The 23,026-nt window shown below is 69.7% G+C and carries 20 protein-coding genes; 4 read left to right on the forward strand and 16 right to left on the reverse strand.

Annotated features, from left to right (window positions below):
- The 16 genes from QCN29_RS32365 to QCN29_RS32440 all read right to left on the reverse strand — a co-directional run.
- A partial coding sequence (locus QCN29_RS32365; RefSeq protein ID WP_279932625.1) for an IS3 family transposase occupies positions 1 to 785 on the reverse strand: 785 nt, incomplete at its 3' end.
- A complete protein-coding gene (locus tag QCN29_RS32370) occupies positions 782 to 1,093 on the reverse strand; it encodes a transposase (RefSeq protein WP_279932626.1) in 312 nt (103 codons plus the stop codon). The genes QCN29_RS32370 and QCN29_RS32365, both read right to left, overlap by 4 nt.
- Before the next feature lie 415 nt (positions 1,094 to 1,508).
- A complete protein-coding gene (locus QCN29_RS32375) occupies positions 1,509 to 5,279 on the reverse strand; it encodes a hypothetical protein (protein WP_279932627.1) in 3,771 nt (1,256 codons plus the stop codon).
- 107 nt (positions 5,280 to 5,386) lie between these two features.
- Entirely contained in the window at positions 5,387 to 5,842 is a 456-nt protein-coding gene (locus tag QCN29_RS32380; RefSeq protein ID WP_279932628.1) for a hypothetical protein, read from the reverse strand.
- A gap of 227 nt (positions 5,843 to 6,069) precedes the next feature.
- Complete coding sequence (locus tag QCN29_RS32385) at positions 6,070 to 6,801, reverse strand: GNAT family N-acetyltransferase (RefSeq protein ID WP_279932629.1); 732 nt, start codon at positions 6,799 to 6,801, stop codon at positions 6,070 to 6,072.
- Positions 6,802 to 7,035: 234 nt separating this feature from the next.
- Positions 7,036 to 7,428: a hypothetical protein gene (locus QCN29_RS32390; protein ID WP_279932630.1), complete on the reverse strand. Its 393-nt coding sequence runs from the start codon at positions 7,426 to 7,428 to the stop codon at positions 7,036 to 7,038.
- Between the two features lie 184 nt (positions 7,429 to 7,612).
- Entirely contained in the window at positions 7,613 to 10,099 is a 2,487-nt protein-coding gene (locus tag QCN29_RS32395; protein WP_279932631.1) for a DEAD/DEAH box helicase, read from the reverse strand.
- Between the two features lie 200 nt (positions 10,100 to 10,299).
- Positions 10,300 to 10,710, reverse strand: coding sequence for a hypothetical protein (locus tag QCN29_RS32400; protein ID WP_279932633.1), 411 nt, complete (start codon positions 10,708 to 10,710; stop codon positions 10,300 to 10,302).
- Positions 10,711 to 10,769: 59 nt separating this feature from the next.
- On the reverse strand, positions 10,770 to 11,276 hold the full coding sequence (locus QCN29_RS32405) for a hypothetical protein (RefSeq protein ID WP_279932634.1): 507 nt from the start codon (positions 11,274 to 11,276) through the stop codon (positions 10,770 to 10,772).
- Between the two features lie 235 nt (positions 11,277 to 11,511).
- The gene (locus tag QCN29_RS32410) at positions 11,512 to 12,321 is read right to left on the reverse strand and encodes a hypothetical protein (RefSeq protein WP_279932636.1); all 810 of its coding nucleotides are present in this window, start codon (positions 12,319 to 12,321) and stop codon (positions 11,512 to 11,514) included.
- On the reverse strand, positions 12,318 to 12,569 hold the full coding sequence (locus QCN29_RS32415; protein ID WP_279932637.1) for a hypothetical protein: 252 nt from the start codon (positions 12,567 to 12,569) through the stop codon (positions 12,318 to 12,320). The genes QCN29_RS32410 and QCN29_RS32415 overlap by 4 nt, the downstream gene beginning before the upstream one ends.
- Entirely contained in the window at positions 12,566 to 14,803 is a 2,238-nt protein-coding gene (locus tag QCN29_RS32420) for a Mucin-19 (protein ID WP_279932666.1), read from the reverse strand. The genes QCN29_RS32415 and QCN29_RS32420 overlap by 4 nt, the downstream gene beginning before the upstream one ends.
- A 13-nt stretch (positions 14,804 to 14,816) precedes the next feature.
- Positions 14,817 to 16,247 carry a replicative DNA helicase gene (gene dnaB, locus QCN29_RS32425; RefSeq protein ID WP_398860430.1) on the reverse strand — a complete coding sequence of 477 codons (1,431 nt, stop codon included), beginning with the start codon at positions 16,245 to 16,247 and terminating at the stop codon, positions 14,817 to 14,819.
- Positions 16,248 to 16,323: 76 nt separating this feature from the next.
- Positions 16,324 to 17,514, reverse strand: coding sequence for a hypothetical protein (locus QCN29_RS32430; protein ID WP_279932640.1), 1,191 nt, complete (start codon positions 17,512 to 17,514; stop codon positions 16,324 to 16,326).
- Between the two features lie 644 nt (positions 17,515 to 18,158).
- Entirely contained in the window at positions 18,159 to 19,403 is a 1,245-nt protein-coding gene (locus QCN29_RS32435) for a helix-turn-helix domain-containing protein (protein WP_279932642.1), read from the reverse strand.
- Positions 19,403 to 19,726 (reverse strand): putative quinol monooxygenase, encoded by a 324-nt coding sequence (locus tag QCN29_RS32440; RefSeq protein ID WP_279932643.1) that lies wholly within the window; start codon positions 19,724 to 19,726, stop codon positions 19,403 to 19,405. The genes QCN29_RS32435 and QCN29_RS32440 overlap by 1 nt, the downstream gene beginning before the upstream one ends.
- Before the next feature lie 294 nt (positions 19,727 to 20,020).
- Here QCN29_RS32440 and QCN29_RS32445 point away from each other — a divergent pair, with 294 nt between their 5' ends.
- The 4 genes from QCN29_RS32445 to QCN29_RS32460 are packed head-to-tail and all read left to right on the forward strand — an operon-like array spanning position 20,021 to position 22,924.
- A complete protein-coding gene (locus tag QCN29_RS32445) occupies positions 20,021 to 20,503 on the forward strand; it encodes a hypothetical protein (RefSeq protein ID WP_279932644.1) in 483 nt (160 codons plus the stop codon).
- On the forward strand, positions 20,500 to 20,922 hold the full coding sequence (locus tag QCN29_RS32450) for a hypothetical protein (protein ID WP_279932645.1): 423 nt from the start codon (positions 20,500 to 20,502) through the stop codon (positions 20,920 to 20,922). The genes QCN29_RS32445 and QCN29_RS32450 overlap by 4 nt, the downstream gene beginning before the upstream one ends.
- Entirely contained in the window at positions 20,919 to 22,538 is a 1,620-nt protein-coding gene (locus QCN29_RS32455) for a hypothetical protein (protein WP_279932647.1), read from the forward strand. The genes QCN29_RS32450 and QCN29_RS32455 overlap by 4 nt, the downstream gene beginning before the upstream one ends.
- A complete protein-coding gene (locus QCN29_RS32460; RefSeq protein ID WP_279932648.1) occupies positions 22,538 to 22,924 on the forward strand; it encodes an RRQRL motif-containing zinc-binding protein in 387 nt (128 codons plus the stop codon). The genes QCN29_RS32455 and QCN29_RS32460 overlap by 1 nt, the downstream gene beginning before the upstream one ends.
- Positions 22,925 to 23,026 lie beyond the last annotated feature (102 nt).

Genomic DNA, 23,026 nt, shown 5'->3' on the forward strand with positions numbered 1-23,026 from the left:
CCCCGGCCCGAACCCGCCCCGCGTCCAGCAAGGCGTACGCCTTGACCGCCGTCGACCTGCAGCAACCCCAAAGCGAACCCGATAGGAGAAGAGGTGCAGTGTGATGAAACGCGCTTGTCGTACGAGTCCGCGACCGAGCCGACCGACGCGGAGACGCCGATGTCGGCGAGCCGGTCGGTGTAGCGGATCGACACGTACTGCGAACCCCTGTCGCTGTGGTGGATCAGGCCGGAGTCCTTCTTGATCCGGCGTCTCCACAACGCCATCTCCAGGGCGTCCAGCGGGAGTTCGGTGCGCATGTGGTTCGCGACCTGCCAGCCGACGATCATCCGTGAGTACACGTCCAGGACGAACGCCACGTATGCCCAGCCGGACCAGGTGCGGACATAGGTCATGTCCGCAACCCACAGCTGGTCGGGCCGGCTCGCGGTGAAGTCGCGGTCGACCAGGTCCGGCGGGCGGGGCGCCGACGGCTCCGGGATGGTGGTGCGGCACCGCCGGCCGCGGATGACGCCCTCGATGCCGAGCTCGGCCATCAGCCGCTCGACGGTGCAGCGGGCCACCTCGTGGCCCTTGCGCCGAAGGGCGCGGGTGATCCGGCGGGCGCCGTAGGTGCCGCCCGACTCCGCGTGGACCTGCTCGATCAGCGGCATGAGCGTCTCGTCGCGGAGCCGGCGGGCCGACTTCGGCCGCTTCTTGCGGGCGAAGTACGTCGACGGCGACAGCTCGAGAACCCGGCAGACGGGATCGACCCCGAGACCTCTGTCACGCAGGTGGTCTATCACCTGCTCGGCCTCGTCCGGGGACGGTCGATCTCCTGGGCAAAAAACACCGAGGCGGCTTTGAGGATCTCGTTCGCCCGCCTCAACTCCGCTACTTCTTTGCGGAGTCGCCTGAGCTCGTCCTGTTCGGCGCTGGTCAGCCGGTCGTCGCGCTCGCCACGGTCGGCCTCGGCCTGGCGGACCCAGCCGCGCAGGGCCTCCTTGTGGATGCCCAAGTCCTTCGCGACGTGCGCGATGGGGCGGCCGGTGGCGCGGACCTCACGGATCGCGCGCTCGCGGAGCTCGTCGGGGTATTTACGGGGCGCTGCCATGGTGCTGGTGGTTCTCCTTCGCCAGGACCGTAACCCTGGCATCAGGGGCTCCACAAATCTCAGTACAGCTCAGGTCTTCCATAGCCTCGGCACAACTGGCGAGGGGCTCGAGCGGTACCGGATGGTGGCCTTGGATGTCCCGCCCGAGGCGGACCTGCAGCGGATCGCAAGCTCCTGGAGCACGGCGAGGCGAAGGAATGGTGGCACTGGGAAGAGGGGTGCGTCACTGCTGCATGGAGGGCCACGGTTACGGGATGAAATGGCCTGGGCAGAGGCATTTGTTGAACGTGCCTGTTGTCGTGGCGTGTGACGGACGTAGCGGAGGCCACTGCCCGTTCGGCTCAGGAGCGTACCCCGTTCTCGGCTGGTCTGGGCTGGCTGGTAGCTCTCCAGCGAGAACGTCTCTGACCGGTTCCTACCTGCGCTCTTCGAACCCCTCGATCGTCGAGGTCGGCACCGGGACGGGCACCGGGAATACCCGCAGGAACTCGTCGGCGAGTGCCGCCAGGGCCTCGGGCGCGACCTTCGCCAGCATCTCCAGATCCTCCGGCCAGCGTGATATCCGGGGACGCAGAACGCCCGCGCCGAACGCGTGGTCGACCTGGTCCTCCCACGGCACACGCAGCACTTCGGCGGCCAGTCGACGTGCCTCCGTCCCGCCTCCGAGGGCATCGGCGACACCCGCCAGCCGGGCTGCCCGGCTCTGGGCGTCCGAGATTGCTCGGGCAGCCTGCTCAGCGGCACCGAGAAGGCCGCCCGCGCGTGCCTCATCGCCGATCCGGCGTGCCTCGGCGCCCAGGTGTGTCAGGGTCTCGGCACGGAAATGCTGTGGTCCAATGCCCCGGGCTAGCTTCTCTGCGTGTTCCCACAGGCCACACCGAGCGGTGGCCAGCGCGACCTCCTCAACGTCCTGAGCGGATGCGGCACTGGCGGCGTCAAGAATCGCCCCGGCGTCCGCCGCCAGGCGCCGAGCCTCAGCCAAGTGCCCGGCCGCCGAGGCCGCCTCGGCTACTCCTGCCAATGCGGCGGCACGCGAACCAGGGGTCGGCGTACGCCGGGCAAGGGAGACGGCTCGCACCGGATCACCCGCCTCATACACGGCAACAGCCACCCGCCCCACAACCCCGGCGGCATCAAACGGGCCCCACACACCGAGCGGCTGGCGGCTCGCGGCGGTCACCGCCTCCGCCGCCTTGCCGACCTCTCCGGCCACACGATGGGCCTCGGCCATCGCCAGCAGCCCCACCCGCGGGCCCCCGGAGTGCCCCGCGCGGGCAAACGCGTCGGCCCGTACGACATCTCCGACCGCAGCGGCGCACTGTGCGAGGAACGCGCGATTCTCCCTCCTGTCCGCATCCGGCATCCCGTCGAGATCATCCAGCTGAGCGGCGGCCTCGATCAATACGGCACCGCGCGCCAGTTGCCCGCCCTCAGCCACGGCCCTGCCGACCAGTGCGAGCCCAAGCTGGGCTGCGTGGTGGCGGGGGAGTTCCCACGCCAGCCGCTCACCTCGCTGCAGGTGCCCTGCGCGCACCAAGGACTCCGCCACCTCCGCCTGCGCCAGCACCCGGTCCCGGGGACGGGCGACGGCACGGGCGGCCCGTTCCGCCCAGGAGAACAACTCCTGCGCGCACGCCCCTGACTCCTGTGACGCCGCGACTCGGGCGAGGACGGACAGCGCCCCAACCGACAAATCCGGGTCGACACGTGCGCGGACAGTCGCCTCCGCTTCCGTCAGCAGCACGGTGGTCCTTTCCGCGTCATCACCGTCGACCGCGACCTCTGCCAGTTGGACCAGTGCCGTAGCGCGGCCGCGTGGCTGCTCCACCGCCCTGGCGATTCTCTCGGCCGCTTCCCATCTGCCCACCCGCGCCATCGACCTGGCCAGTGACATAGCGGTCACGGGATACGACGGGGCCGTGGACCCAGCGGCAGCGGCCCACCGGACCTCCGCTTCGAGTAGCCAGTATTCCGTCAGATGGCCCTGTCCCGCGTTGATGGCGAGTTCGGTCACGAGGACCAGCTCTAGGACGAGGCGCTCGTGGTCCCCGAGAGAACGCACTGCCTCCACAGCCCGCTGCCAGTCGCCTGCCGCCGCAGCAGCGCGGGCGATGGCGGGCATCGGTTCTTGCCTTTGGGATACGGGCAGCATGCCGACGGCCGACTCGGCTTCCGCGAGCAGGCGGCATGCCTTCTCCTGATCCCCCAGACGCCAAGCGGTCTCCGCAAGCTGTGCCATCTCCCGGACCGCGTTCGCTCCACCAGCAGCAGACCGGGCGAAGTCCACCGCCTCCTGGAAGAGAGCACAAGCCCTGGCACCATCACCGAGCACTGCCGCTGCTTCGGCGAGCGCAGGCAGTTCCCAGACAAGGGACGGTCCGGCCACACCCGAACGACGCAGGTGCCTCTCCCGGCGTTCCAGCATCGCCGTCCCCCGCTGTGCGGCACCGAGCATGACGGCGGCCCGCGCCACCTCACACAGCGTCTTGCCAATGCCCATCTTCCCGGACATGGACTCCAGGGCTTCGGCAGCCCACTCCAGCACCGTATGGGAGCGTTGCTGCTCACCGGCCTCGGCGATGCCTTGGGCCAGCTTGGCGAGAAGGGCCACGTCCCGTTCACTAGCGGGGTTGCCGCGCAGCAGCCGTTCGGCGGTGTCCCAGTCCGCCATGCTAATCGCCGCGGCGGCGACGTCAGTCGGGATCGGGCGGTCACCGCCTTCGGAGGAGGCGCCCCGTGCGGCCACTTCGGCTTCCGCGAGCAGCGTCGCGGCCCGCCTGCGGTCCTCGTTCCGCCAGGCGGCCTCGGCGAGGGCTCCCAGCGCGGCCGCTCGCCGGGCAGGGTTGGTCAGGTTGTAGGCGAAGTTCTCCGCCCGGGTGACGTGTCCCGCGCGGTACCAGAGCGCGGACAGGCGGGGGTCAAGGTCGCTGTCGCGTGAGGTGAGGCGGTAGCGGTGCAGCGCCAGGCGGGCCACGCCAGCGAGGTCCGCGTCACCGTGGAGGTCCTGGGCCCGCGCCAAGTCCCGCTCGGCGACGGCGTCCCCGCCGGTGACGTCCAGCAGCCGTTCCTGGCGTGCGAGGTCGAGAGCTAGGACGGTGAGACGGTCTGCGTGGCCTTCCGTGCCGAGCATCCGGGTGTAGCCACGCAGCAGGTATTCCGGCGTGGACTCAGGCCAGCCGCGCTCGGCGTAGCCCTCGGCCCAGGCGTGCAGGCGGTCGCGGAACGCGGCCAGCAGCCGGGGGCCGAAACTCTCTACCGACGCCTGCTGCAGTTCCTCGTGGCCCAGGATGTACAGCTCGCGACCCTGCCCACCACCGTAGCGCGAACGCTGGGTGAGAAACGTGCGGGCCGCCGTCGACCGCAGGCGGGCGCCGACCTGGTACGGCGGGGCGTCGGTCAGCTCGCTCAGGTCCTCCAGAGTGAGGCCGCCGCCCGCCGCCGTGATCAGGCCCAGGACGTCGTGGCCCAGGCCCCCGGTGTCCTCCAGCAAGTGGTGGAGGGAGTTGCGGGCGTCCGCGCGGATCGCCCTGGCGTGCGGGGACGGGGCCAGCTCGCGGACGACCGAGGGATCGCGCAGCGGGTGGCCGGGGGCGACGTCGTCGGGTATGGGCGGGTTGGGGCGTCCGGCGGCGAGGACACGCAGTCCGCCGGGCGCGCGCTGGGGCAGCAGTGCGGCGATGCTGTGCGCCGACGGGCCCGCCGTGATGCCGCCGTCCTCGTCGATGCCGTCCAGCAGCAGCACCAGACGCGCGCCGCGCTCCCGGGCAGCCTCGGCAGCCTGGCGGTAGAGGGCGAACAGCTGGTCGCGCTGGCGGCGTTCGCCGGTAGCCAGGTCGGGGCCGACGCCCGCGAGGGTCGCGAGCTGGGGGATCACCGTCTCCAGGAACGCCTCACGGGTGTTCTGGCCCGCGTAGCGCGCGGTGATGAAGAACGCCACCACCTCCGCGCCGGGCGGGGGATGCAGCACGTACCACGCCATCAGCGCCGACTTGCCTGCCCACGGGCCGGCGCGCCACCAGGCGTACGCGGGGGCGGCGTCGTCGGGGTCGGTGCTGAAGGCGGCCAGTTCGGCAACCTCCGCCTCCCGGTCCAGCAGGCGCCGGGGGCACAGCTCCCGCACCTGGTCCAGGTAGGAGTTTCCGCCGGGTGCCCGTCCGGGGGGCGGACCAGCAGCGTGGTGGTGCACGGTGACGGGTGCCGTGTAGATGTCGCGGCCGACCGTCGACGCGCTGACCGTGGGAGCGACGACCGTGTGTGCTGGGCTGGGGGTCTCGTGTGCTGCCGGGTGGCCGTTCAGCCCTGGGGCGGCTCCGGCTGCGGAGGGCGGGGGGTCTGGCCCACTGTGACGTCGCCGTGGATGACCTGCGCGGCGACCGAACCGGCACCGGAGGCGGTGACGTTGACATCGCCGCCGACAGCGGTGCAGGAGTCGGCGACGGTCACGGCCCGCAGGGCGTCCGTCAGCGCCCGGGCGAAGTCAGGGTCGTCCTCGGCGGCGTCCTGGAGGGCGTCGGCGACCCGGCGCCGGGTGCGCTCGGTCGGCGCCTCGACGCCCGACGCTGCCTCGCTGTCGAGTCGGTCCAGAGCCGGGTCCGCGCCCAGCTTCTCCCGCACCACCCGCACCAGCCGGTCGACGGCCCCGCCGAGCACCCCGTCCGCGAATGCCTCCGCGCCCCGGCTCACCCACCGGAACACCCACAGCGCCGCCGCTCCCGCCAGCCCCGCCTCGATCACGATGCCCCCCCCCACGCCTCCAAATCCCGCCTGTGACAGGCCAGTCTAGGCCCGTTATGACATGCCCGGCATGCGGAAGCGCACCGGGGGTGACGGGCGGCCCGGGCTGGCTCGTGGTACTGCTCGGCGGCGTGCCTGCAGCGGGTGTATGGGCGTGGTCGGTGCCCAGGGTGCGGAAGCTGATCGGCGATGTCGAGCGGCGGGTGAAGAAGCTGGCATGCGGGGTGGGCTGGGGACGCCGGTCACCTCCAGCGGTAGAAGAGCTGTTCACCCGGGCCGGCGCCCAGGCCGATCGGTCGCCCGGTCAGGACGAAACCCACGTCTGTGGTCTCACCTGGGTTGAGCACCGTGAACCCGTGGCGCGCGTAGTAGGGGCCCAGTGCCCGCTCGATCTCAAATCCTCCGTACAGCAGCACGAAGTTGAGTTGCCAGTACACCTGGATGCAGCGCTTCAGAAGCGCCCCGCCCACACCACGACGGCGGGCTTCTTCTGCCACCGCGAGTCCTTTGATCTTGGCGTACTTCAGCATGGCCAGCAGGGAGTGCTGTTCATAGCCTGCCTCCCGGACTGTCTGCACCACCGCGCCGGGCGGTAGACCCAGGAGCGCGCCCGTCAGCGTGCCATCCCTTTCCTCGGCGACCATCGGAAGGGACATGGCCAGAGCTCCGTCCTGGAGCTGTCCGCTGGCAGCTGCGCGTACGAGGGGATCGGTCAGCGCTTCGCCTCCCTGCATCAGCCCGTCCAACAGCCACGTGCCGCACTGGCCTGCCGCCACTGCGTCGATGTGTGCCTGCTCTATCTCTTCGGTGGCCAGGGTCAGAAGCTCACCGAATCTGGCGCTTTCCTCAGGACGAGCGAGTCGGACACGGGTCCCGTCCGGCCCGGATAAGCCGTCCATTAAGCGCTGTCTGGTGATCCGGACACTGGGAGAGTGAGGAGAACGTCTCCTCCGCTGCTTTGCCTTCTTCGCCATCTCGGAGGACTACCCGCCTCATTTCGCGGACACGCCCAGGGAACCGGGGGTGTATGGCGGGACGGGCACTCACGCTCCTGTTTCATGCCGATCGTGTTGGTGACTGCACCGTCCGTCGGCCGTAACCAGCGAGGCGAAGGATCAGGCTGCACGACCGGTGTTCCGGATGGTCAATACGCAGAGTCCGTCCCCCTCGGATTCTCTTCACGGCCGCGCCATCGCTCTGCCGGAGACTCAGCCCTGCGGCCGCACGCCGGGCTCGTCGCGGCGTGCCAGGCGGGAAAGGACTTTGGCGTACACCGTTGTCGCCGCCGCAGTGACGGTCGCTATGGACGCCAACGCGAGGATGCCCAGCAGCGCGGGCCACTGGCGTAGCGGGTCGCGGCACAGGACGTCCTCGGACGACGGGCCGACCAGCGGGCCTCGACACATAGGTCCGTTCCCGAACTCGGGGCCGTAGTCCACGAGCATCAGGAAGGCGAACCAACCCCAGATCACCAGTGCCAGGAGCCCCCACGCGATCGACCACACCTCGATACGGCGTGTTCGCCGGCGCTCCTGTTCGGCATGACGCGGTGAGGCAGTTGCGGGATCGGGCGTTTGCGGGGCCCGAGCGTCGGCAGTCATGTCTCCCCCTCTTGGCCAACGGTGAACGGCTGCAGTTCATCACACCGCGCGGGCACCGTGCGGTATCGCCCCGTCCACCACCGTCCCAATCACAGCCCCCACGTTGATCAGCAAGTCACGGACGGGCTCTCAATCCGCACCCGCATGCAGGATTCGACTGACCTGTGTAGATCCAGATGCAAGGTCAACTGGAGGACAGTGCCCACCGCATACCAAGGGCCGTGAGTTCTTCGACGCGCTCGGGTGCCAGTTTCGAGGCCTTCACGCGCTGCTGGCTGATCCACGCGCCGAGCCGCACGGCCTGCTCGCCGATCTGCTCGGTGTGGCTGCGCGGCACTTCCAGGTGCCCCTCCCGCTCGCGGTACTGGCGGGCGGCGGCCAGGTTCTGGGACCACATCTCGGCCCGGCTACGCTTGGCCGGCGCCGCGGTGATGCCCAGCACGCTGGTGAGCATCCACTGCTGGGTCGCGGTGAGCTTGGCGAAGCTGGCGCGCTGGGCGGCGGCCCACTTCCCCAGGTCTTCGCCGTCCGCGACGGCCTGTCCGGCCTTGTCCGGCAGCGGGTTGCCGGCCTTGGTGTGGTTCCAGGCGAGGCGGAAGCAGCGCTGCCAGTCGATGCCCCAGTTCGGGCACCAGCCGGGGTCGATGTTCTCCAGCGCCTGTCGGCGCTCGTCCGACAGGGGCGCTGCGCCGCCGTCCGGTTCGGGTACGCCTACGGCTCGGCGCCGCTCGAGCTCGTCGGCCTTGCGGGCGGCGGCCCGCTGGTTCTTCAGCCAGCGGCCCACCGGGTACTCGCCCTGGGTGGCGTCGACCGGTGCGGCGAGGCCGACTTCGTGCTCGGCGGCCCAGGCGGCGGCCGCGGCCAGGCCCTCTTCGAAGCCGGCGTCGAAGGACGACCACACCATGCCCAGCTTCTCCAGTTGCGCGGTGCGCTCGGCGTCGAGACGGCCGGCGTTGTAGTTGCGGCGGCAGTCGGTGACCCATACGCCGAGCGGGAAGTCGGCCGGGCTCCAGTCGGCGGGGGTGCGGTAGCCGTACGGCACGCGCAGGTCCTGGTGCTCTGTGGCGTAGCGCTGGGCGGCCTGGATGCCGCGCCGCCAGTGCACGCGCTCCGGGTTGAGGACGCGCAGCTCGATGAAGGAGGCCAGCTGGCGCGCGTCGCGCGGGGCGGAGAACCGCAGCAGCTCCTTCGCGGGCCTGCTCACCGCTGCCGTGTCCTCATCGTCGCCGTCCTGGTCCAGGTCCTCGCCGAGGCCGGTAGCTTCCTCGCGCGGTTCGGGTACGCGGGCGATGGAGCGGCTGGGCTCGGTGAGCTTCTCGATCCGGGCGTCGTGAGCGCGCAGCGCGGTCAGCAGCTTGGCCAGTCCGGTGTAGGCGGGGGAGGTGAGCATGGCGTCCGGGGTCTCGCCGGGAGTGAGGAAGGCGGGTACGACCAGGGTGGCGATCTTGCCTTCGCCGGGGTGCATGCGCAGCGCGCGGCCGACGGCCTGGACCAGGTCGGGCATGGAGCCGCGGACGTCGGCGAAGACGACGGCGTCGCATTCGCGGGTGTCGACGCCCTCGCCGAGGACCTTCACAGACGCGACTAGCGACAGTGCCGTCTCGGTGCCGGCGTCGGTCGCCCCGGCGGCGAACTGCCCCAGGACTCTCCGCCGGTGGGACGGCTTGTGCTCGCCGTGCAGCCACTCGGACCACACCTCGTCCTCGGCCGGGTACAGGTCGGGGTCCTTTGCATACAGCTCGCCGGCCTTGCCCGGCAGGCCCAAGGCGAAAGCTTCGGCTTCGGCCACCCGCTGATGGAAGGAGAGCACGCGCCTCAGTTCTTCCTTCGCCGACACCTTCAGTGTCGCAGCCTGCAGCGCGCCGAGACGCTTGCCGCGGACCTCTTCACTGCCGTCACCGGCGGTGCGCAGCGCCGTGTTCAGCGCTGGGTCGTGCACGTCGACCACCAGGACCTGGTACGGGGCGATAATGCCCCGCTCGATCGCCTCCTCCAGGGACAGGAAATACGCCACCCTGCCGAAGACGCCGTCGGGGTCGTCCAGCATCGAGGCCACCAGCTCGCCCGGGCCGCGGCGTCCGGGCTCGTCCTCGTCGACTTCCCCGGCCTGCCACACCCTAGGAGTCGCGGTCATGTAGAGGCGCCGCTCGGCGGGGATGCGGGTGTTGTCGTGGATGACGGCCCAGGGCTTTCCTGCCCGGCCGCTGGTGCGGTGGGCCTCGTCCACGATGATCAGGTTCCAGTGGGGGAGGCCCGCGGCGTGGGCCGCTTCCAGGAAGCCGAGGCCGAGTGAGGCGTATGTCGCGAAGACCGTGATGCGGCCCGGGCCGCTGGTGAGCGTCACCAGCTCGCCAGCGACGGTGGTGTTGGGGAAGCCGACCTCGTCGGACTTGAGGGAGGAGACGCCGAAGAAGGCACCGGGCCGGCCGCCCTCGCGCCAGGCCCGGGCGGTCTGCTCCAGAAGGTCCAGGGAGGGGACCAGGACCAGGACGCGGTCGGCGGTGAGCTCTTCGGAGGTGTGGACGGCCACGAGGGTCTTGCCGCTTCCAGTGGCCATGATGACCTGAGTGCGCAGGCCCGTCGGCGGCAGCGGCGCGCCCGCCGGCAGCTCGAGCTCGCGCATCGCGCCGACGAGGGCTTCGGCCTGGTGCTCACGCAGGGGCTTCAGCATCTTTGTGTCTCACTCTCTGAGCGTTGGATGAGGCTTTCAGCTGGGGGCGGCTGCCGTCCAGCTCAGCCCAGGGCTTCGCGGACTGCGTGGCCCGTGGGGAGAGCGGTGGCCGGGGTGAGGGTGCGGTGCTGGATGGTGAGGGCGGTCGCGGGGGTGCCGGTCAGGGGGCGCGTTTTTACGGCGTAAAAACGCATAGACCGTCAGAGCGGCCGTTCGTCCACGTACAGCTCGCCGTCCGAACGGCGGCGGGGAAGGATCTGCGCGATGTCCGCGCCCTGCTCGTCTTGCCAGGCCAGGTACTCCTGGCGGACGTATCCGCGGGGGAAGTCGGCCCATTGGGCGTCATCGGGGGCGACTGGCCCGGCCGTGGTGCCATGCTCGGTGTCGAAGTCGATGAGCTTCTGAATGGGCCGCAGGGCGGCCGTCTGGGCCTTTCCGTCGGCGGGGTCGGCGCCCAGGGTCTGCCGGTCGGACAGCGCGGCGTACCGCAGCAGCCACTCGCGATCGCCGATCGCCTGGGCTCGCCGCAGCCGCATCAGCTCGTCTGCTTCCAGGTGCAGTGGCGGCGCTGTGGCGTAGGCGATTTCGGGGGAGGGCGGGGTGCTCGTCATGAAGGGTGTGCTCCCTGCAGTTTGGGCGGGCGCCCGGGCGGGCCGCCCGCTGGGTTGAGTCAGGCGGGCGAGTCGGCCAGGACCGAGCACTTGGTCGCGACGCAGGAGAAGCTGATCTCGCGGCCGTCTGCGGTCTGGCCGTAGCAAAGGCCGTGGCGCGTCTCCAGTCGGACGATGGTGACGGGGTGGCCGGTGGGGGTGCGCCGGTCGCTGGCAGACCAGATGCGGCCGTCGGACTGCTTGGCGTACACGGCGAAGGGGGCGGTGACGCCCTTGAGGGTCTGCCAGTTCGGGGCGGCGGCCTCGGACGGCTCTGCCAACTCGGCGGTCTGAGCCGGGGCGTCGTACAGCGCGCCGATCGCGTCGGTGGCCTCCGCCAGGATGTCGAAGAACCCGACGACGCCGTCGCGGGTGCCGGCCTTCGGGGACCATGCGGCAAAGCGGCCGCGGGAGGGGATGGCCTCGTCGAAGACAACACCGAGGACCTCGGTGCCGCCAGCGGCGGGGAGGGCGACGTGCTTGTTCGGGTCCAGGTCGTCGTTCTCGGTCCGGGTGCTGATGGCCACGGGCCCTCCTATGGTGTTGCGCGGAACCGCTCCACATATCTCCATTATGCATAGCTTGACTATGCATAGCAAGAGAATGCATTTCTAGTGTTCGGGTGACGGAGATGGCCCCAGGAGACGGCCTGCCGGAAGCCATCTCCAAGTGCTCAACTCCCTGGGCATCCAGGCGCGGATGCGGCGGACCCCGCACCGTGAACGCGGCCGCCGCGAGGCGCCCGCGGCGGTCAGCGCCGGTCTAGCGGTTCGTCTTCCAAGCGCGGATCTCCAGGCCGACGATGGGGGCGTCGGGGTCGAGGCGTCCGGTCATGACGAGCCAGTTGCGCACCGCGGCGGCGACGTCGCCGCCAGCGGCATCGACCATGGCCTTGAACTGGACGGCGTCGAAGCCCTGTTCTCCGGAGCCGGGACCGCCCACGTTCTGGCCGTAGGCTCTTTCCTCGGTGCTGTCGGGGCGCTGGACGACATTGCGTCGCACGCCGGGGGAGTCGGCCAGACGGCCGGCGTCGTGCGTGAACGCTCTCTTCTTCGCCCGTACGGTAAAAGCGATCTTTCCGTGGTTCCTGGCCGCCTCTTCCACCACCGGCCGCAGCCGGGAAGCGCCGGAGGCGATGTGCTGCCTACCGGCCTTGGCCAGAGACGAGCTCCAGGCCTTCACCGGCTTCCCGTCCTTGCCGATCACGGGGCGGCCCTTCTCGTCCTTCACGACCTTCTCCGCCCGGCCGTGATTCTTGCCGCGCACCCGGGCCTTGTAGCCCTCCCGGTTCAGGCGCGGCCGCACATGTCCCGCGGCCAGAGCCTTCAGGCTTTCCATATCGCGCGGGCCGCCGGCCTGGACCTCCTGCACAACGGCCCGCAGGGCCTCCACGAAACTGGCGCCCTTGTTCTTGGTGAAGAACTGGCTGACCAGGCTCGGGTTGCGGCCGAGGATCTCGCCGACCTGCTTCTTACTGAAGCCCTCCGCGATCAGCTGGTCGGTCAGCCGCGCGGCCTCGTTGCGCTGGGCACGGCTGCCGCGGCCTGGTGCCCGCCTCTTGCGCGGCGTCATGCTGCCACCCCATCGTCGACTGCGTTCTCGGCGCACTCGTGATCGGCGTACGTCGTGGTGTCGTCGTCGAACTGGTCGTCACCGCCGGCGCCGCAGCGGTGGCACTCCCATTCGGCGCTCCAGGTGACTTCTCCGCCGCGGTCGCAGTCGTGCCCGGAAGAGGCGGTGTCCTCGTCGTCCCACACCGCTTCACCGGTCGCACCGCACGGGTGCTCCCACTCCCCGCCCCATGCCACCTCAGCGTTCACTGCTCCTCCGCTTCCAGGGCCTGTCGGCCGAGGGCCTGCAGCACGTAGAACTCTTCGTCGGTGGTGGGGGTGGTCTGCTCCCAGGCCATGGCTCCCTTGAGCAGGTAGTCACCCGGCTCTCCGCTGTACGGCCACTCGGGGCGCACCGAGCTGTAAATGGCGTCGGTGCGGAACGCGAGGATCGACCCCGCCGGCAGGTGCAGCGCACCGGCGCGGGCGGGCTTGCCGGTGGCCGGGTCCTTCGTGCCGGTCGGGCCGGACAGTAGCGCGGCCCGTGCCGCCGACCACACGCCGGCCGCCCACTCCGGGTGCGCGTACGGGTCACGGGCGAAGCCGCCGTTGCGCTCCCAGGTGACGTGCGTGTCCGTCAGGCCGGTCAGCCGGGCGCCGTCCGGGATTTCGGGGACCTCGCCGCCGGCGCCGAGCTCGAGCGATCCGGTGGTGATACGCGGCCGCTGCGCGAACGTGCCGATCCCGTACAGCAGGATCGACCGCACGGCGCGGGAGGCCAGCCGCGCGGCCTGACGCTGGCGCTCGTCACCGTGGACCTCGGCCACGGCGCGCAGCGAACGCCACGCGTCCTTCAGCTTGTTCGACCAGTCCTTGAGCGGGTCGCCCTTCTCCCAGACCAGACCGTCCAGGATCTCGATCCGCCACGGCTGGAGGGGGTTGCGCAGCGCCAGGTTGACCTCGGCGCCGCCCGCCCAGGTGACGAAAGTGCGGCCGCCCTCGTACGGGTAGTGCCACGCCCGCTCTCCGGGCGCAGGCGCGGGCAGCAGGCCCACGTGGTCCCAGTCCCTCGGGATCGTCACCCGCACCTGCCAGTGGCTGGGGGAGAACAGCGCGTCGGCCTGCTCCTTCTCGCTCATGGCGGCGAACGCGGCCGCGGTCACCCGCTGCGGCACGCCGACACCGGAAGTCCACGTGTGCTTGGCGTAGGCGAAGGTGCGGTCTGCCTCGTACCAGCCGGGCACCCGCTCCGGCACACGCGGAGGCGTGATCAGCTCGGTGCGGCCCTGCCCGGCGGTGGCGTGCAGCAGGCCGCGGATCTCCTGCGACATGACCGGGTATCCGTCCGCCCACTTCGCGCCGGCTTTGGCCGGGATGGTCCGTGACCACAGGTCCCGGCCCGTCTGCGACGGCGAGCCCATCAGCACCACGTCGTCCCAGTGTCGGCGCAGCGCCTTCCACAGTTCGACGAAGGCGGCGCGGGCGGTGGCCGGGTCGGCGCCAGCCGGGTCGAACCACTCGCCCACGCTGCGGATCTCGGTGTGCTGGTCCTTGCCGCGCTGCCAGCGGCCCACCGGGTTGCGGGGGTGGACCAGGTGCCCGGCCTGCCGGTCCTTGCCGCGCGAGGACTCCACCTGCCAGCCCTCCGGCAGCGGCCCGTTCAGCCACTCGGCCACGGCGTCCTTGAGGAACTGGTGACGGCCAGCGTTCTGGTGCCAAGGGTCGCCGGCCGTGATGTAGATGCGCTCCACATCCGCCGGAACCGTCGCGTACACGGCCGTGAGGATCTCCGCGACGCTCGCGCGCCCCAGATCCAGGGTGACCGCGCCAGCCTGCCACACGAGCACACCGGTCGCTGTGTCCAGGAACGCCATCTGCCGCGTGGCCTGCTTGAAGTTGGGCCTCTTCGAAGTCAGGTTCGGCTCGGCGTAAATCCAGCGGTCACCGGCAGCGCCCTCGGGAATCGACGGCAGCGTCCGCTCCTGCTCCCCGCCCGGTGCCACCGTCGGCGTCGCGGACGTCAACGCCGTAGTGGGGGAGGGGGCGGCCGTCGCCGCGGCTCCAGCGGCGGCCGGCAGCTCCTGGTCCTCGCTGGTGTCTGTCTGCTGCTCATCGTCGGCTGCGGTGGGCTGGGCTGCGGGACGCAGGGCGGGCGCCGGAGCGCCAGCCGGTTCCTTGATCGCCTGTGCGGCCGCCTGCGGCCCTGTGCGATCCACGATGGTGGAATCGGCCGAGGCAGCCTCCACGGGGGCTCTGGCGGTCCCCTGGGGGCCGAGAGAGGGCGCTAGAGCGACGACGTCGATCACCGAAACGCCGGCGGATGTCGCGATGCGGTCGGCCTTGGCCTTCTCGAACTCTCCTAGCTCCACGATCTTCTGGTCGCGCCGGGTGGCCAGCTTGGTGAGCTCGCCCTGGATCTTCGCGAGCTGGCGCTCAAGCGGCCTGATCTCGTCCCGCACCTCGCGGAGCTTGGCCAGGCCCTCGGCGTACGCCTTGTTGTCCATGTACGTCATCCCCCTAGACCTGCGCCATGTCCTTGAACCGAGACATGTGGAGCTGCGCCGCAACTGTGATCGTGCACTTGGGGCCCCCGCGGTGCTTCGCCAGAATCAGGTCAGTCTCGCCTGCGCGCGGCGAATCGGCCTCGTATGCATCCTCCCGGTGGATGAGGATGACGATGTCGGCGTCCTGCTCCAGCGACCCACTTTCACGCAGGTCTGAAACCTGGGGCTTCTTGTCAGTGCGCTGCTCGGGACCGCGGTTGAGCTGGCAGAGCGCAATGACGGGCACCCCCAGCTCCTTAGCCATGAGCTTGATGTTGCGCGAGATCTCGGTGACCTCCTGCTGGCGACTTTCGGCCTGCCGTCCACCATGGCGCAGCAGCTGCACGTAGTCGATGATCACCAGCTTGATTCCGTGGCGCTGCCTGAGCCTGCGGGCCTTGGCCCGGATCTCCATCACTGTCATGTCCTCGGTGTCGTCGATGAACAGCGGCGCACTCTGGATGTCCGGCATTCGCCGGGCCAGCCGGTCCCAGTCCTCGTCAGTCATCTCGCCCGACTTCACGTGGTGGAACGCGATGCCAGCCTCGGCGGAGAAGGTGCGGTCGGTGAGCTCCTGGCGCGACATCTCCAGCGAGAAGAACGCCGACGGGATCTTTTCCTTGATCGAGACGTGCCGTGCGATGTCGAGGGCGAACGTGCTCTTACCGAGGCTCGGGCGGGCAGCGACGATCACCATCTGCCCGGGCATCAGCCCGGACGTCACGCTGTCCAGGTCCACGAAACCGGTACCCAAGCCCCGCAGGCCGGCACCCTGCGTCGCGCGCTCTTCGAGAGCGGCAAGCCCATCCAGCGCGGTATCCGCGAGGGACAGTGGATCTCCCTCGGTGCCCTCCTCGACGACCGCGAACAGTTCGGCCTGGGCCCGGTCGGCGGTCTCCGCAGGGTCGCCCTCGCAGGCGTATCCCCACTGCGTGATTCTCGTGCCGGCCTCAGTCAGGCCGCGAAACACCGCACACTCACGGACAATCCCTGCGTAGTACACGGCGTTCGCAGCCGTCGGGACCAACTGGACCAGGGTGTGCAGGTAGGAAGCCCCACCGATGCGGTCCATGCTGCCAGCTTTCTGCAGCTCGGCCGCAAGGGTGATCGGGTCGACCGGCTCGCCCCGGCCGTACATGTCCAGGATGGCGTCGTAGATCAACGCGTGGGCCGGGCGATAGAAATCGCGGCTGCTCCGGAGCACCTCCGTGACGTCGGCAATGGCGTCCTTGGACAGCTGCATGGCGCCCAGAACGCACTGCTCCGCGCCGATGTCCTGCGGCGGAACACGCTCGAAGTCGGCCCGCGCTCGACTGTCCTCGCGGGCTGGCTCGAACGCTTCCTCTGCGTAGCCGTCCGTGTCGTCGGCCGGCGGAAGGGGCTCAGGCCGGAAGGTCTGAGGGATACTCAAGGTGAGACTCCTTCGGGTGTCTATGCGACGGCCGGGCCTTTCCACGGGACTACCGGCCGTCGCGGCGTTTTCAGGTGTTCTCCTCGGATGGCTGTGCTCGTCCGGCGACTGCGGGATGGCATTTCGGGCAGCGCTGCTGGTCGTCGTCACCCACATCGATCAGCCGTTCCATCAGCGTCCGTGGGCGCTCGCCCCGGTTGCACTCGCCACACCAATCCGGGATGGCCGGGCGTGCGGACGGGATCGTCGCCCCGGTGCCGGAGGCACCGGCGGCCGGAAGGATGCTGGACCGGCGCTCGAGCTGCTCGACTCGGTGACGCAGCACGGCCTTGTGGTTGTCAGGTGCCTTCTTGCCGTCCTCGGTCCGGCAGAGCCACAGGGCTAGCGAGTGGTCCAGCTCCCAACCGGTCTCGAGCAGCGCTTCGGCGAGCTCGGTTCCCAGGTCCTTGGCCTGCTTCCGACCGACAGCCCACGGCCGCTTCAGCTCCATCAGGAACTCGGTCGCAGCCTGCACCTGCTCGTCGGTCGCGAGCCGGACGACGTCCTCCTGCCCGCCCTGCGCCGCAGGCGCGTGCTTCTTGGAGGAGGAGGTTCCTCCTCCCCCCTGGGGGGGTGTGGGGGGGAGAGCATCACCGCTTCCCGGAACGCCGGACGCGGTCCGACCTGCAGGAATGCACCTCCGACCGCTTCCCGGAACGCCGGATACGGCGTTCCCGGTTCCGGCGTTCCGGGAAGCGGTGTGACCTGCGGTTTTGCCGTCCGCCTTGTCCGCATCCGGCGTTCCGGGAAGCGGCTCCGAGACGCGGGGGAAGTTCGGGTCCTCCTGGGGCTCCCACGGCTCCTTCGGCGGAGCGAAGTCAGGGTTATACGCCGGCTGCCGGTACAGCTCGTAGTGCACTTTCCCGAACCGCCCCGGCGCGCCCCCCACCGTGACGCGACGGACGAACTTGGCCTCGATCAGGCGGTTGAACGACTCGTACACCGCGTCCCGCCCCACCAGCTCGTTGGCGTTCTTCGCCGAGCGCACGCCCTCGGCCTGCAGGTCGCGCCAGATGTCCTTCGGGGTGAAGGACTGGTTCTCCTCCAGACGGAAGAGAGTGTGCAGCAGCACGACGTAGTCCAGGGCGTGAGTCAGCCCGGAGCCGTAGACCATGCCCCGCATGACTGTGGTCGCGGGCGCAGGCTCGGCACCGCGAACGACGACACCGTTCTCATCGACCGCACGCGCGTTGGTCGGGCGGGGAACGCTGGGCCGGGTCATGCGCACCTCCCCACCGCCGCGATGGGCATGGGAAGACTCCGCCGCCTGGGGCTCGCCCGGCGGCAGCTGATCTCTGCGTGATGCGACGTCTGCGTCGGTCCGCAGTCGAGCACGGCACACCTCCTAGTGGATGTTGTGCCGTGAACACTGCTCGCCAGGGCTTGCCCGAAGGCTTGCCCAGAACACGGAAAGAGCAGGTGAGAGGCTTGCCCGCGTGACTGTGTGGGGGGCAAGCCGTGAGCGGGCAAGCCCATCAGGGGCTTGCCCAGGGGCACTCTCACGGGTACCGCCGCATGAGCGGCGGGGGTGTGCTGGTCTGGCACTTATGGTCCCTAGTTTTCTAGGGAGCCGGGATCAGCTGATCACGGGACGCGGACCATGAGACGGACCCGTACTGGGCTTCGCTAGCGATCCTTGTCTATTCTGATGTCGGTGACCGACGGGCCCTGGTGGTCCAGGCACCCAGCGCGGTCACCGCGCTGACCACGACTCCGGTGCTTGCCGGCGGGGAGTCGCTCGACGGCCGTACCTGTTCGCGCAGGGGCGGCCGTCACTCTTTACGGCGGTCTGGTGCTGTGTATGGCGGGCATTCTCCTCTTCGCGTGAAAGGCAGTTGTCCGGTGACGCGCCGACTGTGAGCGTGGCTAGTCGTCGGCGTCGGCTCGCTCGGCGAGCTCGAGCAACTCCGCAGACGCCGATTCGCCACTGATCAGGACGAGCTCCCGGATTGCGGCTCGGGCTGCCGTATGCGAACGCAGCATCTCCGGCGCGAGCTCCTCGGCACGAAGGAGGCAGTCCTGTGCCTCGCCCGTCTGTCGGCGTTGGACATAGGCCCGACCGAGGTCCATCAGCAGCCGGGCCTGCCGCTCGGGCGACAGGGCGCTGGTGTCGAGTGCTTCCCCGATGTCGATGGCTTCGCCGGCGTCGCCCAGCTCGACGTTGGTGGCGACCGCCTGGATCTCCACGTTGGTTGGGCCGAACTCGAGGTCGAAGTCGTTGCGATCGGCGCCCATCGCCTGGGCAACCCTCCTGGCGGCCTCGATGTCGGCCTTCGCATCGGTACGCCTGCCAGCTCGGGAGTGAACCAGCGCCAGCACTAGGTGCAGAGACCCGAGGATGGAACCTTCCTCCGGGCTCGGCGACCGGTCGGCCAGGTGATTGCGGAGCGTCTGTAGCGCAGACAGCGCGGCGTGCTCTGCCTGGTCGAGGTGCTTGAGCCGGACGAAGGCATGCGCGAGGCGGAAGATTCCCGCGCACACCTCAAGCGGCTGGCCGGAGGCTTCGGCTGCTCCGATTGCCCTGTCTGCGGCGATCCACGCGGCATCGGCCTCATCCTGACGGACGAACGATGCTGACAGCGCCTGGTAGGTGCGGGCCAGGAGGCGCAGGGTCGCCACGCGATCACCGCCGTCGGAGGTCCTGACAGCACGCTCGAGGGCCGGTACCAATGTCTGTAGTTCTGTCGTGAGTTGGGCGAATTCAGAGCGATGGGCCAGGTCCCAAGCGGTGTCGACGCGGCGGGCGAGGTTCGCCACGGAAACGGGTTGCTCGTCGCTCTGCGCCCCACTCGGGAGCAGGACGTCCAAGGCGGGGTGACCGGAGATCAGCAGCCGCGCCCCATCCAGATCGTTGATCGAGGTCGGCTCCGGTGGCTCCTGCGGCTCTGACGTCGGCAGGGACGGCTCGAGCTTGTGGAGAGCCACACCGAGCTGATTAGCAAGGTCGCGCAGTATGTCCAGCTTCCGCACGGGAATTAGCCCGCGCTCCACCTGTGACACCCAGCTCGCGGACTTGCCGAGGCGCGCAGCTAGGTCCTGCTGGTCAAGGCCTGCCGCTTTGCGGAACTCCTTGACGCGCCGACCGAAGGCCCGCTGCTGATCGTCCGTCACTACCTCTCCTGTGAAGATGTAGGCCGCTTGCCGGCCATCTCGTCGAGGAACGTCACCTCGGTGTTGGTCAGGTACTGCTCACGCTCGGCCAGGAACCGCTTCACGTGCGGCTGTTCCTCGTGTCGGAGGAAGGCGTCGCGGTCTTCGTAGAGCTCGTAGAAGACGCGGGTCGCCGATTCGCCGACCGGCATGTGGTTGACGTACACCAGCGTTCCGGGCTCGTCCGCCTTGATCTCTTCCAGGGTCTCGGCAGCGAGCCGGTCAAACGCTGCGGCCGCAGCCGCGTCCCGTGCGGTGAAGCGAACTACCAGGCCGTACGGCATGCCGTTCCTCCTCCTCGTGTTGTCAGCGCGGTCACCATCTCACAGCATCAGTCGGATTGCGAATACCCACCACAAAACAGTGGATGCGCTGCTTCATTGTGAATATGAGTGTTGACTCGCAACTGCGTTGCGAATAACGTCGAGTCAGTTGCTCCGCGGTCCTCCCGGACCAAGGAAGCGCCTATTCGGCATGTCCAAATGCCGTCTGAACTGCAAAAAGCGGCCCTTCGGGTGGTCTTGGCAGAGACCCGAAGAGCCGCGCACGAGCCGTCCGACTGAAACGGAGAACGACCCGTGAGCACCATGATTGCAGGTCAACGACCCGCCTCCCAGTCCGGCGAACTGGCCCGGGGCGAGGCCCTCTTCGAGCTCGAGCTGCTGACCGGTGTGAAGACCGAGCTGTGGCTCGGCGCGCCGGACGAGTCGGTGAATCTGAGGGCGGAGCGGCTGGAGTTCCTGGCCGACGTGATGCTGGGCATCGACGAGGGCGAGGTGACGAAGGCCGGCGAGAAGGCGAAGGCGGCCCGGGTGGCGGAGCTGCACCGGGTGGTCCTCGGCGAGCTGGTTGATGCGCCGGCGCTGCTCTTCCGGCACGCGCACGGTGACCCGGCCGACTGGTCCGAGGCCGACTTCGAGGCGTACGACAACATCGCCCGGGCGGACGAGCTCCACACCGAGCTGGAGCTGCGGGTCTTCATCGGAAAGGCTCGGGTCGGCAGGGGCGCCGCCTCTGCGGCAGCCGTCCGCGAGTTGGTGGCGGAGGTGCGGGCCGCATGAGCGCCACGACCGCCACCGACACCCCGACCACCGAGGCGACGAAGGCCTCCCTGGTGTGGCTTCAGGCCGTGGTCACCACCTGGTCCATCACGGGTCTGATCCTCTTCGGCGTCGCCTGGGCGCTGGGTCTGCAGGCGAGCTGGTGGCAGCGCATCCTTCTCGCGCTCCCGGTCGCCGGCCTGGCTTACCTGGACGCGCGCGGCTTCAGCGCCGTGATCGAGATCCGCGCCGGCCTGACCCGTGCACTGTCCGACCTCAACTGGGCGCAGATCCCCCTCGCCGTTGCCGGCGGCGCCTGGCTGCTTGGCCTGATGGCCGACTCCGGCCAGCGTCTCGCAGTCGGTGCCGTCATCGCCCTGGTCGCCGCCCTGTACCACTACGCCCCGCACGCGGCGGCCCCCGCTGGAGGTACCCGATGAGCATCACCGACTTCCGCACCGCCAAGCGGGAAGATCAGGAGGCCCGGGCCCGCCAGGCCCGAGAGGACGAAGAGCTGCGGGCCCGGCTCTCCCGCGAAGAGAAGCAGCAGGCCTTCGAGCAGGAGCAGGCGCGCCAGGCGGCCGAGCAGGAGGCGAAGGACCGCGAGGCCGAGCGCATCCGCAAGGAGCGCAAGGGCAAGGCGGACGCCGAGCTCGCGAAGAAGCAGGCTGCTCTCGCTGCGAAGGTGCAGGCCGACAAGGAGCGTCGGCGCGAGAAGGCCCGGCGGCGCAAGGAGCGGCGCGAGCGCTTTGTGGCCCAGGTCAATGCGGCACCGAAGTGGCTCGCGGAGCAGCTAGACCTGGCGGCCGCGCTCGCGGTGATGGCGTGCAGCATCGCGCCGGCGCTCATCTCCCAGGCATCGTCGCTGAAGGACACCGGCTTGGTCGTATCGATGGGCTGGCTCGGCTGGCTGCTGGTCACGCTGCTGCCCGTGATGCTGGAGTGCTCTGCCTGGGCGGCGACGGCCGGCGAGGCCAAGGCCATGAAGCAGAAGCGTTCGCCGTGGCCGTACCGGATCGCCGTGTACTGCTTCGCGTCGCTCGCCGCGAGTGTGAACTACTGGCACGGCGCGGACATCGGCGGCAAGACCTGGGGTGTTGCCCTCGGTTCGGTCCTGGCCGCGTCGTCCATCATCCCGATCATCGTGTGGCAGCTGGTTCAGCTCGGCCGGCACCGTGCCTACCGAGACGAGATGGAGGACGCCCGCCAAGCCCGCAAGGACGCGAAGAAGACCCGCAAGGTCCGCAAGAAGGAGCTGCCCAAAGTCTGGGAAACGGCCGTACGGCTGCGCGCGATTGCCGGGTACGAGCGCCTGTCCGAGGAGGACGCCTGGCTGGTCGCGTATGGGGTGTACGAGGGCGCCGTCTCGGAGATGCTGTCGGACGAACTGCTGCGGCTGCTGTCGGCCGACATGCTCGGCAACCTGGTGGACGCGGAGGGCCGCCGGTCGGTCGTCCTGGAGGAGCTGACGGCAGTCCGCCTGGAGCGTCAGAAGCTGTCCGAAACGCTGTCCGCGAAGGCACCCGAGAATGACCCTGGGAGGTCCGTGGACGGTTCCGCAGAGGGGGCCGTAACCCTCCCCACACGGGTCTTCGAAGGCTCCTCCACAGGACTTGTAATCCGTCCTGGAACGCACCAGTTGCGGACGGTATCTCCGCAGATCAACACGTCCGTCCCCCCATCCGCACACACGTCTGAAACCGCGCCCGCGCGGACGCGCGATACCTCCCGCCCGCGTACGCGTAAGGCCCGCGCGACGAACGCCGTGCGGAAGCTCTCGCCGGGCGCGAAGAAGGCCGCCGCGGAGACCGCGAAGGCGGCCAGCACGGACGAGAACGCGGCCATCGAGGCGTGGGTTCTCACCGAGATCCAGGCCGGCCGAATTCCCAGCCGTAAGGGCGTCGAAGAGGAGACCGTACGCCGCCGCAAGGACGTCCACGGCGTTAAGGCCGCGGCCAAGCTCGGCGTGCCGAGCAAGACTTGGTGCTACGACCGGATCTCCAAGGCCAAGGCAGCCCGGGGGCCGCGTCTGGTCAGTGACCAGCGGAGCGCCTGATGCCACGGGTCAACCGCCGGTACCTCGATCCGGAAGGCAAGCGGTTCGGGATCCCGACCTGGCCTTGGCGGATGGGGCCGCCCCCGCAGGAGTGGGCCACGATGCGGCAGCTCAAGGCCCGCGGACTGAGGCCGGGAGGCCAGCCGGTCGGCGGCCAGCTCGGCTGGCGGACCCGTAGCGGCGACAAGTTCGCGTACCTCTACCGCGTGGAGCTGGCCTTACCGCGAAGGCAGATGACGGAGGCGATGTGGGCCTCGATCCACACGGCGCTGCGGGCCCGCCGGACATGCCCGGCCTGCAACAACGAACGCGATTACCAGATCCCCAAGCGGTACGGCGTCTGCAACGACTGCCCCGGCGGCGCGAACGAAGCGGCCGCCGCATAAGGCGAAGACCAACCCAGCTGAAGAGCGCGAGACGAAACCGCCGGTCTCTACCGACCAAAGCGAAGCCCGGCACCCGTCTCGCGCCCACCCCAAAGGAGGCGG

It is taken from the genome of Streptomyces chengmaiensis (genome assembly GCF_029846775.1).
Lineage (GTDB): Bacteria > Actinomycetota > Actinomycetes > Streptomycetales > Streptomycetaceae > Streptomyces > Streptomyces chengmaiensis.